Source organism: Microbulbifer pacificus (assembly GCF_033723955.1).
Taxonomy (GTDB): domain Bacteria; phylum Pseudomonadota; class Gammaproteobacteria; order Pseudomonadales; family Cellvibrionaceae; genus Microbulbifer; species Microbulbifer pacificus.
This window is the reverse complement of the sequence record NZ_CP137555.1, coordinates 812,442-829,341: the sequence shown is the minus strand read 5'-3', so window position 1 is coordinate 829,341 and position 16,900 is coordinate 812,442. Positions and strand designations below refer to the sequence as shown.

Here is a 16,900-nt window from a genome sequence, read left to right as displayed (position 1 = left end):
GGCGAGGGTGACAAAGCGAATGATACCGCGTTTTCTGAGTGCCTTTAGATCACCGGATTCGGAGTAATTCTCGAAGCGGACGTCGCGCTCTTTTCTGTATTCCTTCGGTGATTCCTTGGGTGCGGCTTGTTCAGTTCTGCCGGTGCCCATTTCATCCGGTTTCATTTCTTCCTGTTTTTTGTCGCACCCAGCGCTGAAAAACAGCGCGAGTGCAGCGAGGATGGCGGTGGACAGCAGGAACAGCCTGGAGCGATTTTCGACCATGGATTACTCCGCTCGCTGCGCAAAAAGCGATTGCGCAATCCTAGGGTGCAGGCGGGCGGGTTGGTGGTGCAGGGAAAAATGTGCGGTATTTATTCGATAACCGCGGTAATTTCCCCTTCGGCGAGCCTGGCATGGATCCTTTGCCCCGACCGGGTGTCCTGAGCGCGCCGGATGACCTGTTTCCTGTCATCCTGGACAATGGCATAGCCGCGCTCCAGTACCGCCAGCGGACTGACGCTGTGCAACAGCTGGCCGGCGTGCGCCACCTGCTCCCGCTTGTGCTGCAGCAGCGCCAGCGCGGATTTCTGCAGGCGCTGGGTCTGCTGTGCGAGTTGCACCTGTGCGCGCTCGATGCGGTGGCGGGGGTGAACCTGGGCAAGTGCGCGCTCCAGTTGGGCGAGGCGCTGGGCATTGCCTGTGGTGCGAGTGCGTATGGCACTGTGCAAACGCATTTCCAGGTGGTCGAGGCGCTGGGCGCGGTTCTGCAGTTGCTCCCGTGGGTGACGGATGCGATTGCCTACCAACTGGACCTGCTGGCGCAGGTGGCGCAACTGCAGATGCATGGCGCGGGTCAGGCGCGAGCGGATAGTGTCTATTTCTTCGGTTAGCGCCGCGGCGTTGGCGCTGGCGATTTCCGCCGCGGCGGAGGGGGTCGGCGCGCGCACATCCGCCACCAGGTCGGCGATGGTGGTATCGGTTTCGTGGCCCACTGCGGAGATAGTGGGGATGGGGCAGGCGGCCAGCGCGCGCGCGACGATCTCTTCATTGAAGGACCACAAATCTTCCAGCGAGCCGCCACCGCGCCCCACAATCAGCAGGTCGTGGCGCTGCAGGCGGCCGGCTAGCTCGATGGCGCGTGCGATCTGCTGTGCGGAACCCTGGCCCTGTACCGCGACCGGGATCAATTCGATCTTGGCGGCGGGATAGCGCCGTCCCAGCACCTGGATCATGTCCCGCACCGCGGCGCCGGTGGGAGACGTGATGATGCCAATGGTGGCGGGCAGATGGGGCAGGGGCTTCTTGCGTGCCAGGTCGAACAGTCCCTCCGCCTGCAGTTTGGCTTTCAGCTCCTCCAGCTGGCGCATCAGGGCGCCGAATCCGGCCTCCTCGAGGTGTTCGATGATCAGCTGGAACTCGCCGCGGCCTTCATAAAGACTGACGCGAGCGCGCGCCAGCACTTCGCGACCGTTGGCTGGTCTGAATCTGACCATCTGGTTGCGGCCGCGGAACATGGCGCAGCGCACCTGGGCGCGGGCGTCCTTCAGGGTGAAATACCAGTGCCCGGAACTGGGTGCGGCAAAGTTGGAGATTTCCCCGCTCACCCACAGCAGCGGCACACTGCCTTCCAGCAGGTGCTTAACTTCCCGGTTGAGTTCGCTGACGGAGAGAACGGGCCTGCCGTCGGTGGGCAGCGGCGACTGCGGGGAGGAGGGTGGGGAGTATGCTCCGGGCGGGAAATCAGGCATTTCGTTCTCATGCAGTGCGATCTGGGCGGCCAATATTGCAGGGAAGCCGGCGGAGGTAAAGAGATTTGCCAATCCTGAGTAAATAGTCTTTTGTTTCCGAGAACGATGCGGCTATAATCGCGCCGATACCCATTCCCGCTCAGTTTGAGGTTTGAGTGTCCATGTCTGAATCCCTGCGCATTGCGCGCGAAGCCCTCACCTTTGATGACGTCCTGCTTGTGCCCGGTTACTCCGAGGTCACGGCCAAGGATGTTTCCCTGAAGACCAAGTTGTCTCGCAATATCACCCTGAATATTCCGCTGGTGTCCGCTGCGATGGATACCGTGACCGAGTCGCGCCTGGCCATTGCGCTGGCGCAGGAAGGCGGTATCGGCATTATCCACAAGAGCATGTCCATCGAGGAACAGGCTCTGGAAGTGCGTGCGGTGAAAAAATTCGAGGCCGGTGTGGTGAAAGATCCCATTACCATCGAAGCCGACGCCACCGTGCGCGAGCTGATCGCGCTCACCACCCACCACAATATTTCCGGCGTGCCGGTGATGGATAAAGGTAGCCTGGTGGGCATCGTCACCAGCCGCGACGTGCGCTTCCAGACCAATCTGGACGTTTCCGTGGCCAGCATTATGACGCCGAAAGAGCGCCTGGTGACCTGTGATGAAGGTGCTGCCCCGTCAGAAGTGCGCGAACTGCTGCACAAGCACCGCATCGAAAAAGTGCTGGTGGTGAACGACAATTTCGACCTCAAGGGCCTGATTACCGTCAAGGACTACAACAAGGCCGAAAAGTACCCGAACTCCTGCAAAGACAGTGACGGCCGCCTGCGTGTGGGCGCGTCAGTCGGCACCAGCCCGGACACCGACGATCGCGTTGCGGCGCTGGTGGAAGCTGGCGTGGACGTACTGGTGGTGGATACCGCTCACGGCCACAGCAAGAATGTGATCGACCGCGTGCGTCGCATCAAGGAAATGCACCCGCAGGTGGACGTGATCGGCGGCAACATCGCCACCGGCGAAGCCGCGATTGCCCTGGCGGAAGCCGGTGCGGATGCGGTCAAAGTGGGCATCGGCCCCGGTTCCATCTGTACCACCCGTATCGTGACCGGTATCGGTGTACCCCAGGTTTCCGCCATTGCCGAAGTGGCGAAGGCGCTGGAAGGCACAGGCGTGCCGCTGATTGCCGACGGTGGTATCCGCTTCTCGGGCGATATTTCCAAGGCGGTTGCCGCCGGTGCCTACGCTGTGATGATGGGCTCCATGTTCGCCGGTACCGAAGAGGCGCCGGGTGAAGTCGAGTTGTATCAGGGCCGTACCTACAAGTCCTACCGCGGTATGGGCTCCCTCGGTGCCATGTCCCGCACCCAGGGCTCTTCCGACCGCTATTTCCAGGACGCCAGCAAGGGCGCGGAAAAACTGGTACCGGAAGGTATCGAAGGTCGCGTGCCTTACAAGGGCCCGATTTCCGCCATCGTGCATCAGATGATGGGTGGCCTGCGCTCCGCCATGGGTTACACCGGTAGCCTGGACATGGAAACCATGCGCACCAAACCGCAGTTTGTACGGGTAACCGCCGCGGGTATGGGCGAGTCCCACGTACACGACGTGCAGATCACCAAGGAAGCGCCGAACTACCCCGTGGGCGGCCGCTGATAGAACGACTCCCTGCCGGGACCCTGTCCCGGCCAAAAGACTAGAAGTGCACTTTAAAGTGAACCGCAAACGGACCTCTCATGGTCCGTTTGCCGTTTATAAAACCGTTACGAGTAAGCCATGAGCCAAGATATCCATTCCAGCCGAATCCTGATCCTCGACTTCGGTTCCCAGTACACCCAGCTGATCGCCCGCCGCGTGCGCGAACTGGGGGTATTTTCCGAAATCCGCGCCTTCGACATGAGCGACGAGGAAATCCGCGAGTACGCGCCCAAGGGCATCATCCTTGCCGGTGGCCCGGAATCCGTGCCGGAAGAGGGCTCCCCGCGCGCGCCGCAGGCGGTGTTCGAGCTGGGCGTACCAGTATTGGGTATCTGCTACGGCATGCAGACCATGGCGCACCAGCTGGGTGGCGCAGTGGAGGGCAGCAACGTGCGCGAATTCGGTTACGCGCAGGTCACCGTGGAAGGGAAATCCGCGCTGCTGCACGACATCAAGGACCACCTGGACGATAGCGGCAAGGCGCTGCTGGACGTGTGGATGAGCCACGGCGACAAGGTGGTGAAAATGCCGCAGGGCTTCGAGCTGATGGCTTCCACCCCGTCCTGCCCGATCGCCGGCATGTACCACGCGGAAAAGAATTTCTTCGGTGTGCAGTTCCATCCGGAAGTAACCCACACCCTGCAGGGCACCCGCATTTACGAACACTTCGTCATCGAGCTGTGCGGCTGTGAAAAGCTGTGGACCCCGGAAAACATCATCGAGGACTCCATCGCCAAGGTGCGCGCGCAGGTAGGCAGCTCCAAAGTACTGCTGGGCCTGTCCGGCGGTGTCGACAGCTCCGTGGTAGCGGCACTGCTGCACCGGGCGATCGGTGACCAGCTGACCTGTGTATTCGTGGACAACGGCCTGCTGCGCAAAAACGAAGGCGACCAGGTCATGCAGATGTTCGCCGACAACATGGGTGTGCGCGTGATTCGTTCTGATGCGGAAGAGGCATTCCTGTCCCGCCTCGCCGGTGTCGACGAGCCGGAAGCCAAGCGCAAGATTATCGGCAACACCTTTATCGAAATTTTCGACAAGGAAGCCTCCGCCCTGCAGAACGTTAAATTTCTGGCCCAGGGCACCATCTACCCGGACGTGATCGAGTCCGCCGCCGCCAAGACCGGCAAGGCACACGTGATCAAGTCTCACCACAATGTGGGTGGCCTGCCGGAAGACATGGCGTTTGAACTGGTGGAGCCGCTGCGTGAACTGTTCAAGGACGAAGTGCGCAAGATCGGCCTCGAGCTGGGCCTGCCCTACGACATGGTCTACCGCCACCCCTTCCCGGGCCCGGGCCTCGGCGTGCGCATCCTCGGCGAAGTGAAAAAAGAGTACGCGGATATCCTGCGCGAAGCGGATGCGATCTTTATCGAGGAGCTGCACAAAGCGGACTGGTACCACAAAACCAGCCAGGCGTTTGTGGTGTTCCTGCCGGTCAAATCCGTGGGCGTGGTGGGCGACGGCCGTCGCTATGAGTACGTGGTGGCATTGCGTGCGGTGGAAACCGTGGACTTCATGACCGCACGCTGGGCGCATCTGCCCTACGATCTGATCGAGAAGGTCTCCAACCGCATCATCAACGAGATCGAACACATTTCGCGGGTGACTTACGACGTTTCCAGCAAGCCGCCTGCCACCATTGAGTGGGAATAATCCGCACTAGCTGGTATTTCGGCTTTTGCCGATGATGAGCAAACGCTGGGACATTTTCTGCTGCGTCGTCGACAACTACGGCGATATCGGGGTGACCTGGCGCTTGGCTCGGCAACTGGCTGCCGAGCACGACCAGGCGGTGCGCTTGTGGGTCGATGAGCCGGCCGCCTTTCTGCGCCTTTGTCCGACCGCCGATGCCTCCTTGTCCTCGCAACGCATCGATGGGGTGGAGGTTTGCCACTGGTCCCAGGACTTCCCGCAGGTTGAGGTGGCTGATGTAGTGATCGAGGCCTTTGCCTGTAACCTGCCGGCAAGTTATATCGAGGCCATGGCAGTGGGGGAGCGCAAGCCTTTGTGGCTGAACCTCGAGTACCTCAGTGCCGAGGCATGGGTCGCCGGCTGCCACGTCCTGCCGTCACCGCAAGCCGGTGGTCTGCAGAAGTTCTTCTTTTTCCCTGGCTTTACCGAAGGTACCGGCGGCCTGTTGCGGGAGCGCGATTTGCTGACGCGGCGGCGCGCGTTCCAGGCAGTACCTAACGCGCGTCGGGACTTTCTCGCGCAGATAGGCGTAACGCCGGCGGATGACGCCCGCCTGATTTCCCTGTTCGCCTACGAGAATGCGGCACTGGCCGATTGGCTTGACGCCCTGGCGGTCGATACACGGCCGACGCTGTTGCTGGTGCCGCACGGGCGTATCGAGGGCGATCTGTGCCGCTGGCTCGGGGTCGCGGATACTGAACCAGGTAGTCGCTGGCAGCGCGGTAACCTGCAGGTGCAGTTGCTGCCATTCCTGAGTCAGCACGATTACGACCGGTTGCTGTGGAGCTGTGATTTCAATGCGGTGCGCGGCGAGGATTCGTTCGTGCGGGCGCAATGGGCCGGGCGGCCGCTGCTCTGGCATATCTACCAGCAGGAGGAAGGTGCCCACTGGGACAAGCTGGATGCCTTTCTCGACCTGTACTGTGCTGGCCTTTCGCCGCAAGCGGCGGATGCGCAAAAAAGCTTGTGGCACGCCTGGAATGGGCAGGGAGACATGGGTGCGGCTTGGGTGCAGGCCCAAGCACACATAGAAGAACATTCCCGTTATGCCGGTGACTGGTGCGACGAGCAGGTCTTACGGCCAGATCTTGCATCGGCACTAGTGCGTTTTTCCGGAAAATGGCTATCATGCGCCACCTGAAAAAGGTATCCCCATCCCTATTCCGGATACTCCTATGAAAACCGCACAAGAAATGAAGGCCAACAGTGTGGCCCTGATCGACGGCCACCCCTGGCTGATCCAGAAGGCCGAATTCACCAAGTCCGGCCGCAACAGCGCCATCGTCAAGATGAAGCTGAAGAACCTGATCAACGGCTCCAAGACCGAGACCGTGTACAAGGCCGACGACAAGATGGAGCCGGTCATCCTCGACCGCAAGGAAGTGACCCTTTCCTATATCAACGGTGAGGACTACGTCTTCATGGATCCGGAGTACAACTCCTACGAGCTGCGTGCCGAAGACCTGGAAAGTGTCCTGCCGTTCATCGAAGAAGGCATGAGCGACATCTGTGAAGCCGTGTTCTTCGATGGCAAGGTCATTTCCGTCGACCTGCCGACCACCATCGTGCGCCAGATCACCTACACCGAAAACTCCGCCCGTGGCGACACTTCCGGCAAAGTCATGAAGCCGGCCAAGCTGCGCAACGGCACCGAAGTCAAGGTGGCAGACTTCTGCGAAATCGACGACTGGATCGAAATCGACACCCGCGACGGTTCCTACAAGAACCGCACCCAGGCGCCGACGGCCTAAGGCCCTCCTCGCTGCCACAAAAAGCCCGGCCATGCGCCGGGCTTTTTGTTGCCTGCTCGTGCGAAATTCGGCAAGGTGCAGGAGATTAAGTCCCACTACAATGTGGGCGGCGTCGCAGAATGCATATAGACAGTACCAGTTCACAAGACTAAAGTGCCGCCGCAAAATTTGAGGCCAGTCCCCCTATAACATCTCATCCGGAGAGAACGCATGCGCTTCCAGTTCCCCATCATCGTAATCGACGAGGATTTTCGCTCGGAAAATTCGTCCGGTTTCGGCATCCGCTCGCTGGTGACCGCGATCGAGGCAGAGGGAATGGAGGTGCTTGGGGTCACCAGTTACGGCGACCTGACTTCTTTTGTGCAGCAGCAGAGTAGGGCTTCCTGCTACATCCTCTCCATCGACGACGATGAGTTCAGCGAAGCCAACCAGGAAGAAACCCTGACCCGGCTGCGCGCGTTTGTGGCGGAGCTGCGCTTCCGCAACGCCGACATCCCGATCTTCCTCTACGGTGAGACGCGCACCTCCCACCACCTGCCGAACGACATCCTGCGGGAGATGCACGGCTTTATTCACATGTTCGAGGACACTCCCGAGTTCATCGCCCGCTACGTGGTACGTGAGGCCCGTGCCTATCTGGACAACCTGGCGCCGCCGTTTTTCCGCGCGCTGGTGCATTACGCCTCCGACGGCTCCTATTCCTGGCACTGCCCGGGCCACTCCGGTGGCGTGGCGTTCCTGAAGAGCCCGGTCGGGCATATGTTCCACCAGTTCTTTGGCGAGAACATGCTGCGCGCCGACGTGTGTAATGCGGTGGACGAGTTGGGCCAGCTGCTGGACCACACCGGACCGATCGCCGCCAGTGAGCGCAACGCTGCGCGTATCAGCCACGCGGATCACCTGTTTTTCGTCACCAACGGTACCTCCACCTCCAACAAGATTGTGTGGAACTCCACGGTGGCGCCCGGTGATATCGTGGTGGTCGACCGCAACTGTCACAAGTCGATCCTGCACTCCATCATCATGACCGGGGCTATCCCGATCTTCCTGATGCCGACCCGCAACAACTTCGGCATCATCGGCCCGATTCCGCGCAGTGAATTCGACTGGGAGAATATCCAGCAGAAGATCGCCCAGAACCCGTTTATTACTGACAAAGGCGCGAAGCCACGGGTACTGACCATTACCCAGAGCACCTATGACGGTGTCCTGTACAACGTGGAAGAGATCAAGGACGCGCTGGACGGCAAGATCGACACCCTGCACTTTGACGAGGCTTGGCTGCCGCACGCTGCGTTCCACGATTTCTACGGTGACTACCACGCCATCGGTGAGGGCCGCGTACGCTGCAAGGAATCACTGGTGTTTTCCACCCAGAGCACCCACAAGCTGCTCGCGGGTATTTCCCAGGCGTCGCAGATCCTGGTGCAGGATTCCGAGAGCCGCCAGCTTGACAAGGACCTGTTCAACGAAGCCTACCTGATGCACACCTCCACCTCGCCGCAGTACGCGATCATCGCCTCCTGCGATGTGGCGGCGGCGATGATGGAGCCGCCGGGGGGCACCGCGCTGGTGGAGGAGTCCATCACCGAGGCCATGGAATTCCGCCGCGCCATGCGCAAGGTGGACGAGGAGTGGGGCAGCGACTGGTGGTTCAAGGTCTGGGGCCCGGACCATATCGCTGAAGAGGGCATGGGTGAGCGCGAGGACTGGATGCTGCGGGCCGGCGACAACTGGCACGGTTTCGGCGATCTGGCCGAGGGCTTCAATATGCTCGACCCGATCAAGGCAACCATCGTCACCCCCGGGCTGGACCTGGACGGCAATTTTGATGACTGGGGTATTCCTGCGGCCATCCTCACCAAGTACCTGTCCGAACACGGCATCATCGTCGAGAAGTGCGGCCTGTACTCGTTCTTTATCATGTTCACCATCGGCATTACCAAGGGCCGCTGGAACACTCTGGTCACCGAACTGCAGCAGTTCAAGGACTGTTACGACAGCAACAGCCCGCTGTGGCGCTGCATGCCCGAGTTTCTGGCCAAGAACAAACACTATGAAGGGTGGGGGCTGCGCGATCTGTGTAACGCCATTCACAATGTGTATGCACAACACGACGTCGCCCGCCTGACCACCGAAATGTATCTGAGCACTATGGTGCCGGCGATGCGCCCGGGCGAGGCGTGGGCAAAAATGGCACACCGGGAAGTGGAGCGGGTGGATATCGAGGAGCTGGAAGGCCGTATCACCGCCATGCTGGTGACCCCTTACCCGCCCGGCATCCCCCTGCTGATTCCGGGTGAGCGCTTTAACCGCACCATCGTCAACTACCTGCGCTTTGCGCGTACCTTCAATGAGCAGTTCCCCGGCTTCGAAACCGATTGCCACGGGCTGGTGAAGGAAATGAAGGACGGCAAGGCGCGCTACTGCGTGGATTGCGTGAAGGACTGAGGGAGAATCTAGGGGGAGAGCCTAAGGTGTGGCGCTGGCGGGTACCGACAGCGCGCGCAGGTTTTCCAGAACCTTTTCTGCCCGTGCGATGTTGGCCAGCAGTTCGACATTTTCCGGGGCCAGGGTACTGGCTTCGCGCCAGACGGCCAGGGCCCGTTCAATCTTGCCCTGACTGTATAAATCATTCCCCCGCTTGAGCGCGGTTTCAATGCGGCTATTCAACTGCGCCTGGAACTGCGCTTCCAGGTGCGGTAATTGTGGTTCCTGTGGCGACTGCTGTCGTAATTGATCCAGATGTTGCCGTGCGCTGGTCAGATCGCCGGCGTCCAGTGCCTGTTGCACTACCGTGTAGGGCGCCTCGGCCACTTTGTCGGCGGAGGCTTCGGAGATGGTGTTTGCGGATTGTGTTTTCGATTGGCTGAGACGGCGACTGGCTATGGCCAGGTCGCGTTGGATTTTTTCGCGGCGCTCGGTATCGTGCTGAAGTTCGTCGCCGTAGAGCTCGAGGGTAATCTTCAGCGCGCGCTGAGCCAGCGCATAGTCCCCCCGTGCCAGTGCGCGCTGGGAATGTTGCTGGAGCGCCTGCGCCGATTCACTGCGTTTGCGGTAGTAGTTTTTCACTTCCACCCAATTCATCAGGCCGGGGCCCTGTAGCTGCTGCAGTTTCCGGTAGCCCTCGGCATCTTTCAGCAACTGCTCACCGCGGTGGATAGCCAGCTCCATTCGCACCCGCTCTTCGCGTAACTGGCGCTGTGCCTCCAGTTGCTGCTGCGCGTTAGTGAGCAACTGACTGTCTGGCAACCAGCGCAGGGCACCTTGCAATAGCTGTGCGGCACCGTGCCAGTCGTCTTTTTGCGCCATGCTGCTTGCGCTGCTGATTACGTTGCGCGCGAACTGCTGCAAGTCACTGCGCAATTGCTGGATTTGTTGCTGTTGCGCGGGGGTTACGGCATTCAGGCTTTGCAGTCGTTCGAGTTCCGTCGACTGTTGGCGGACCTGATGTAGAGTTTCCGTTGGAAAACCTTCCAGTGCCGGTTGCGGTGTTGGCATCACGCTACACGCCGGCAGCAGTAGCAACAGCAAAAACCACAGAAATGGTAACCGGAGATCACGCATGCCCGACGGCTCGTTGCGGCGATTGGGTGGCCTGTGGACTCAGCACTTTGCGGAGATTGGCCTCTAGCAGGGGGTGATCACTACTGTGGATGTTCTCCACCGAGTAGATCTGTATCGGCGCGGATTTGCCGCGGATCGGTAGTGTCTGTCCTGCATGCGCGATGATGCGCGGCTGCAGCATGGTAAACAGCTGTTGACGAATAATGATCTGGTCCGGCTCCGCCTCACTACACAGACGGGAGGCCAAATTGACGGCGTCACCAACCACGGTGTATTCCATCCGCTCGTCGGAACCCAGATTGCCTGCCAACATGGCGCCGCAATTGATCCCAATGCGGAAATGCACCTCGGGCCGGCCGTCGGCGCGGCGCTGCTCGTTCAACTGCGCGGCCAGTTGCTGAATCAAGACCGCACAACTGACGGCATTGAATGCGTGGTCGGTATCGTCTTCCAGTACGCCGAACACCAGCATCGCACAGTCGCCGATAAACTTGTCCACCACGCCGTGGTATAGCGAGCAGGCGCGCGAAATGTACGAGAAGTATTCGTTGAGCAGTTCGGAAACCTGGCTCGGTTGCAGTTGTTCCGACATCGCGGTGAAACCGGTGATATCGGCAAATAACACCGTCGCCTCAATCGGGCGATCCACCAATCGAACCTCGTCGAGATTGGCGAGTACCTTGTCGGCAACGCTTTTCGACACATAGCGGGAAAAGACCTGTTCGACCTGGGATTTCTTCAGCAATCCGGCGGCCATGTTGTTGAAGCCTTCGAACAAAAAGCCGATTTCGTCGTTGCGTCGCTGATCGATCCGGATCGCCAGGTCGCCGCGGTCGATAGCGCGGGTGGCTTCCATCAAGTGATGGATCGGAAGTGACAGGCGGCGGCTCAGCCAATAGGCCAACAGGGAGGCCAGGACGGTCATCGCCAGGGTGGCGTAGACAATGGCGTTGCGGGCACTGGCTGCAGCCTGGTCCATTTGCGATGCCGACAGAGTGACCACCACCGAGCCGACCCGGACACCCTGGTAATTGGCGGGAGCGATAAAGCTGATCAGGCGTTCCGCGGACCCGTCTGCGGTATGTCGGAACCACGGGCTGGCGATAACCTCCGCCGATTCAAAGAAGGTGTTGCTCAGGCGCGGCTGGATGCCAGTGCTCGACAGCAATTCTCCGTTATGCGCGTAGATCCCTGCGCCAAGGATTTTTTCATCCTGGCCCAGGTTGGTGGTCAGCATGCGCAGGTTCAGGTTGTTTTCCGACAGAATCGGCTCGCTGGCCAGTTTCGCCAGCTGCTGCGCCATGGTATTGCCGAAGTCGTGCAGCTGGGTGCGGATCAGCTGGTTCTGGTTGTCGCTGATAAACAGACCGAGGCTCGCCATCCCCAGTACCAGCAACAGGGTCATGACCAGTGCCAATTTGAAGGCAATGGGGACATGGCGGGGCAACAACCGGATCACACACGCTTGTAGACCGCTGGCTGCGTGCCGCAGTTTGGCTTTGGCCTTAGTGATCAACGGAGCTGCTCTTCATGGGTCAGAAGTCACCGGTAGTCGGGCGTGAGAGAAGGAAACTATAGAGGGGAGACTATACCAGCTCTTGGGCAGGTATAAGACATCGGACTGGTAGTTGTGCCATCCGGCGCAACACATTCATGGTTCGACAGACCCGCAAAGTACCAGGTGATGGGCCTTTGCAGGCGGCACGGGGCGGAAGTAGGTGAAATGCCCGCCCCGGACTGGTAGCATCCTGCCGCATTGGAAATGGTGAATAGATTATCGTTTCCTCCAGCACTCGCAGTAACAAAAGCCCACTGATCCAGTTTCCCGGAAATTCCCGTCAGCCCTGCGGTATCTGTATGGCCTGACGCTCATGTGGGCGTGGATAGCGAGGCGTTAACACTGCTTAATACAATGGTGCTTTACTAGTTTTTGATAATAAGTATCATTTGCGTGAGTCAGATATCAGGAGTGACTATGCAATCTCTAAACCGTGTACGGAAACATCGCGTGCTGGGCCTCGCTATTGGCCTGTGTGCAGTGTTGGTGGCCGGTCAGGTATCCGCCAATGGCGCTATCGGCGACCACGTGAATGATCTTAAGGGGCACCTGAATTCTTATTCCGAGGAGGTGAACTGGCTGGTCGCAAAATTTGGCGAAGTGGTCGACACCTACGAGAAGAAAGGGCAGAAGGCCACCGACACCAAAGTTATGGTGGAATACTGGGAAGGTGTTGATTTCCACTCCGCCATCGAAACCAACTATGTGCCGGTATACGCCAGTATCTGGCAGGGCATCTTCGGTGTGAAGCAGGCCATTGAAGCCGGCGCCCCCATTGCCAAGGTGCGCGAGGAACAAGCCAAGCTGAACCAGGCCCTGTGGCAGGGACTGGGGGCGGTGAAGCTCGCCTCTCAGTATCAGGAAAAGGGACTGCTGGCCAAGGTGCAGACCACCGAAGTTGAACCCACCACCATGCCGGAGATACTGGACGACATCAAACACCGCCTGGATCGCGTGGTGGCCAAGTACGCGGAAAAACTGCCAGATGCAGCGACTTCCATCGTGCACGACACCTATCTGCACCGATTTGAAGGCGTTGAAGGTGCGCTGATCGAACAGGACGCCGCGCTGGTGGAAGACCTGGAAAAAGATTTCAACGTGACTCTGCCCCAGGCGCTTAACAGCAAAACCAGCGTGGACGATGTGCGCAAGGTGGTGGAATCCATGCAGGCCAAACTGGACAAGGCGAAAAGCCTGCTGCAGGAAGCAGAAAAGAAACGTAAAGACGTATTTTAAGGAATTGCCGGCATCGGTATGTTGCCGGTTCCGCTCTTTATATTCAGTAAGGAATAACCGTGCAGCGCAGAGCTTTTTTGCATAGCTTGGCTGCGGTTGGCGCGCTGGGTTGTCTGCCGGCAGCCCGCGCTCTGGCTGCGAGTCCCATGGCCAACTCCGTGGAAAACGCCGTCTCCGTAGAGCAATTGCCCAAACTGGAGGGGGATCTGACCCTCTATCTGGGAACCGGGGAGGGAGGGCTCTATGAAAATGTCCTCGCGGCAATCGAGAAGCGCAATCCAAAGCTGAACCTGAAAATCCGCCGCGGTGTTACCTCTGCCCTGGCCAATACCATTGTGGCCGAGGCCAAGGCCGGAGTGCGCCGTGCCGATCTGTTCTGGGCGGTTGACTCCGGTGCCGTCGGTCAGGTGGCGGATGCGGGGCTCGCGCGCGCGCTGCCGGCAAATCTTACTGGGCAGCTCATGCCGGGCTTCCAGTATCCCCAGTGGGCACCGGTCACCGGTCGTATTCGTACCCTGCCTTACTATACCGGCCGCTTCACCGCCGATCAGATTCCAGACAGCATCATGGCGCTGCCCGACAGCAATCTGTCCGTGGGCTGGGCGCCCGCTTATGCTGCTTTCCAGTCATTCCTGACGGCCATGCGCCTGCTGGAAGGGGACAAGGCCACGGCCGACTGGCTGCGTGGTGTTAACCGGCGTGCCAAGACCTACGCCGGCGAGCTGGGCGTGGTGATGGGGGTGGAGCGGGGCGAAGTGGATGTTGGCCTCGCCAATCACTATTACACCCTGCGCCTGAAGAGCGGCAAACCCGATGCCAAGGTAGATCTGGCGTTCACCAAAAACGACGCCGGCTGCCTGGTCAATGCGGGCGGAGTGGTAGCGCTGAGCCAGGGCGATCTGCCGATCAATTTCATCCGCTACCTGCTGTCCCGGGAAGTGCAGTCGTACCTCGCTACCGAAGCCTTTGAAATACCGCTGGTCAGTGGCGTGAAGCCGCCGGAAGGCCTGGTGCCCCTCAGCAGTGTTTCTCCGCCGAAGGTGGATCTCACCCAGTTGGCTGACCTGCGCCCGACACTCAACCTGATGCGCAGCGTCGGCGTTCTATGACGCCAAGTTCTCTGCTGCGCTGGCCGGCGTCCTATCCGCTGGCCCTGGTCATTGCACTGATGGCGCTGGTGCCGGTGGGTGTACTGTTCGGTCTCGCCTCGGATGAGGTGCAGTTGTTTGATGCACACAACCTCACGGTTCTCAGCAACACGCTGCTGTTGATGCTGTTCACCGTGCTCGGGTCGGTTGTGATCGGTGTTCCGCTGGCGCTGCTGACGGCCTATGTGCAGATGCCGTGGCGCAGGCTGTGGCTGATTCTGCTGGCCGCCCCATTGGCGATTCCCAGCTATATCGGTGCCTTTACCCTCTACGCGGCATTCGGTCGCGGCGGGGAGATCGAGAATTTGCTGGGCCTGCCGGTACCATCCGTCGATGGGCTGCCCGGCGCGACCCTGGTGATGATCCTCTATTCCTATCCGTTCGTGATGCTCACTACCCGGGCCTCACTGCTCAGCCTGGATGCCAGCCTGGTAAATGCGGCCCGCACCCTGGGTATGACCCTCGGCGTGAGCCTGTGGCGGGTGGTACTGCCTCGCGTCGTTACCGGTATCGCCGCTGGCGGTTTGTTAGTGGCGCTGTACACCCTGTCGGATTTCGGTACCCCGGCAATCATGCGCCTGGATACTTTCACCCGTGTGATTTTTGTCGAGTACAACGCATTTGGCCTGAGCCAGGCGGCGATGCTGTCGCTGCAGTTACTGGTGATTGTCGGCCTGGTGCTGTTTCTGGAATCCCGGGTGCGCGGCAGCCGCGAAAGACCCGGGCGCCATCTCACCATCTGGCCGGGGCGGGGGCAGCAATTGGCGATCGCGCTGTCGGTGGTGCCGATTTTGGTGCTGGCCATTATGCTGCCGCTGGGCGTGTTTGGGATCTGGCTGGCCCGTGAGGGCACCGAGGGGTTCGAGTTTAGTTACGCATGGAATTCCGCGCACGCCTCATTCCTGGCGGCGATTTTCGCGGTGGTGCTGGCGGTTCCGGTGGCGCACGCGGCGATTGCCGGTCGCGCCGGGCGCCTGATGGAGCGCATGACCTATTTCGGGTTTGGTGTGCCCGGCATCGTGATGGGCACGGCGCTGGTTTATGTCGGCCTGCAGCTGCCGTTCCTGTACCAGACCCTGGGATTGTTGGTGCTCGCTTACGTGCTGCGTTTCCTGCCGCTGGCGGTGAGCTCGGTGCGTTCCACGGCTGAGGGGCTGGACCCGAGTCTGGTGAGGGCGGCGCGAGTTCTGGGGGCGAGTCCCCGCGAGGCTTTCCAGCGCATTACATTGCCGCTCACGGTGCGCGGCATGGTGGCCGGTGCCGCTCTGGTGTTTCTCGAAGCCATGCGCGAACTGCCGGCGACTTTGATGCTGGGCCCCACCGGTTTTGAAACCCTGGCCACCTACTTGTGGCGGGTGTACGAAGCGGGGTATTTTGGTCGCGCCGCCATTCCCGGCTTGCTGCTGGTGCTGATGTCCGCACTGGGGCTCGCGCTGATGTTGTCCGGCGAGCGCCGGGCCGAATTTGATGTTACTGAGACCCCACATTCCTGATGCTGAAGGTTAGCAATCTGTCGGTACATTACGGCACCACCGCCGTCGTGAAAAATCTGAATCTGGCTCTGGCGGAGGATGAAGTCCTGATGCTGGTGGGCCCCACTGGCTGTGGCAAAACTACGATTCTGCAGGCGCTGGCGGGGCTGATCCCCATTTCCGAGGGGGAGATTGCGCTGGGAAACTGGTGTGCCAGCGCGAAAAAACCAGTGCCGCCGGAAAAGCGCAATGTGGGCATGGTGTTCCAGGACTTCGCACTGTTTCCGCATCTTACGGTAGAGCAGAACGTCTGCTTCCGCCTGACCAATACCGCACTGGCGGACCACTGGCTGAACCTGTTGGGGCTGGACAAGTTCCGCCATGCGAAACCTGCACGCCTGTCCGGCGGGCAGAAACAGCGGGTGGCGCTGGCGCGGACCCTGGCCCACGAGCCGGCGTTCGTGCTGTTGGATGAGCCCCTGTCGAACCTGGACGCGGCTCTCAAAGACAATCTGCGCTGGGAGATCCGCGAGGCCCTCAAGGCTGCCGGTGTCCCCGCTATCTGGGTGACCCACGATCAGGAAGAGGCGCTCTCCGTAGGCGATCGCGTCGGTATCCTCAATGGCGGCGTGCTCGAACAGCTCGATACCCCCGAAATGTGTTTCGCCGAGCCCGCCAGCCGTTTTGTGGCCGGCTTTCTCGGCGAGGCTAGCTTCCTTCCCGGCGAGTTGCACGGGCACCAGGTGTCCACCGTACTCGGCCCGGCGCCCGCAATTCCAATCGATGCTGCCGAAGGAGAGGTGGACCTGCTTTTGCGTCCAGACGACCTTTCGCTGGTGCCGTCCGCCATCGGCAATGGCGTGATCGACTGGGTGCGCTACGAGGGCTGCTCCCGCCTCTACGCGGTGACGGTGGAGGGGGGCGCCCAGCTGCGGGTAAGGACCAGTCACGAAGTGCACGGCAAACCCGGCGACCGGGTACAGATGGCCATCACGACCACACACCCGCTGGCGGCGTTTGCCCGCAAGCGCTGAGCCTGCTGCCGTCATCCAGGC

The 16,900-nt window shown here is 60.4% G+C and carries 12 protein-coding genes; 9 read left to right on the top strand and 3 right to left on the bottom strand.

Annotated features, from left to right (window positions below):
* Positions 1-353: 353 nt before the first annotated feature.
* Positions 354-1,730, bottom strand: a complete 1,377-nt coding sequence (gene xseA / locus R5R33_RS03745; protein ID WP_318954710.1) for an exodeoxyribonuclease VII large subunit — start codon at positions 1,728-1,730, stop codon at positions 354-356.
* Positions 1,731-1,891: 161 nt separating this feature from the next.
* Here xseA and guaB point away from each other — a divergent pair, with 161 nt between their 5' ends.
* From guaB to R5R33_RS03720, 5 genes are all read left to right on the top strand, one after another.
* Complete coding sequence (gene guaB, locus R5R33_RS03740; protein ID WP_318954709.1) at positions 1,892-3,376, top strand: IMP dehydrogenase; 1,485 nt, start codon at positions 1,892-1,894, stop codon at positions 3,374-3,376.
* 120 nt (positions 3,377-3,496) lie between these two features.
* Positions 3,497-5,074, top strand: a complete 1,578-nt coding sequence (gene guaA, locus R5R33_RS03735) for a glutamine-hydrolyzing GMP synthase (RefSeq protein ID WP_318954708.1) — start codon at positions 3,497-3,499, stop codon at positions 5,072-5,074.
* 31 nt (positions 5,075-5,105) lie between these two features.
* On the top strand, positions 5,106-6,254 hold the full coding sequence (gene earP, locus R5R33_RS03730) for an elongation factor P maturation arginine rhamnosyltransferase EarP (protein WP_318954707.1): 1,149 nt from the start codon (positions 5,106-5,108) through the stop codon (positions 6,252-6,254).
* A gap of 34 nt (positions 6,255-6,288) precedes the next feature.
* Positions 6,289-6,864: an elongation factor P gene (efp, locus tag R5R33_RS03725; protein ID WP_318954706.1), complete on the top strand. Its 576-nt coding sequence runs from the start codon at positions 6,289-6,291 to the stop codon at positions 6,862-6,864.
* Between the two features lie 210 nt (positions 6,865-7,074).
* Positions 7,075-9,315: an arginine/lysine/ornithine decarboxylase gene (locus R5R33_RS03720; RefSeq protein ID WP_318954705.1), complete on the top strand. Its 2,241-nt coding sequence runs from the start codon at positions 7,075-7,077 to the stop codon at positions 9,313-9,315.
* Positions 9,316-9,336: 21 nt separating this feature from the next.
* Here the strand turns inward: R5R33_RS03720 and R5R33_RS03715 are convergent, their stop codons facing one another.
* Entirely contained in the window at positions 9,337-10,431 is a 1,095-nt protein-coding gene (locus tag R5R33_RS03715) for a tetratricopeptide repeat protein (protein ID WP_318954704.1), read from the bottom strand.
* A complete protein-coding gene (locus tag R5R33_RS03710; RefSeq protein ID WP_318954703.1) occupies positions 10,424-11,947 on the bottom strand; it encodes an adenylate/guanylate cyclase domain-containing protein in 1,524 nt (507 codons plus the stop codon). The genes R5R33_RS03715 and R5R33_RS03710 overlap by 8 nt, the downstream gene beginning before the upstream one ends.
* 459 nt (positions 11,948-12,406) lie before the next feature.
* Here R5R33_RS03710 and R5R33_RS03705 point away from each other — a divergent pair, with 459 nt between their 5' ends.
* From R5R33_RS03705 to R5R33_RS03690, 4 genes are read left to right on the top strand one after another with little or no spacing between them, the layout of a single operon-like run.
* Positions 12,407-13,225, top strand: a complete 819-nt coding sequence (locus tag R5R33_RS03705; protein ID WP_318954702.1) for a hypothetical protein — start codon at positions 12,407-12,409, stop codon at positions 13,223-13,225.
* 59 nt (positions 13,226-13,284) lie between these two features.
* Positions 13,285-14,334 (top strand): substrate-binding domain-containing protein, encoded by a 1,050-nt coding sequence (locus tag R5R33_RS03700; RefSeq protein WP_318954701.1) that lies wholly within the window; start codon positions 13,285-13,287, stop codon positions 14,332-14,334.
* Positions 14,331-15,866 carry an ABC transporter permease gene (locus R5R33_RS03695; protein WP_318954700.1) on the top strand — a complete coding sequence of 512 codons (1,536 nt, stop codon included), beginning with the start codon at positions 14,331-14,333 and terminating at the stop codon, positions 15,864-15,866. The genes R5R33_RS03700 and R5R33_RS03695 overlap by 4 nt, the downstream gene beginning before the upstream one ends.
* Complete coding sequence (locus R5R33_RS03690; RefSeq protein WP_318954699.1) at positions 15,866-16,879, top strand: ABC transporter ATP-binding protein; 1,014 nt, start codon at positions 15,866-15,868, stop codon at positions 16,877-16,879. The genes R5R33_RS03695 and R5R33_RS03690 overlap by 1 nt, the downstream gene beginning before the upstream one ends.
* Positions 16,880-16,900 lie beyond the last annotated feature (21 nt).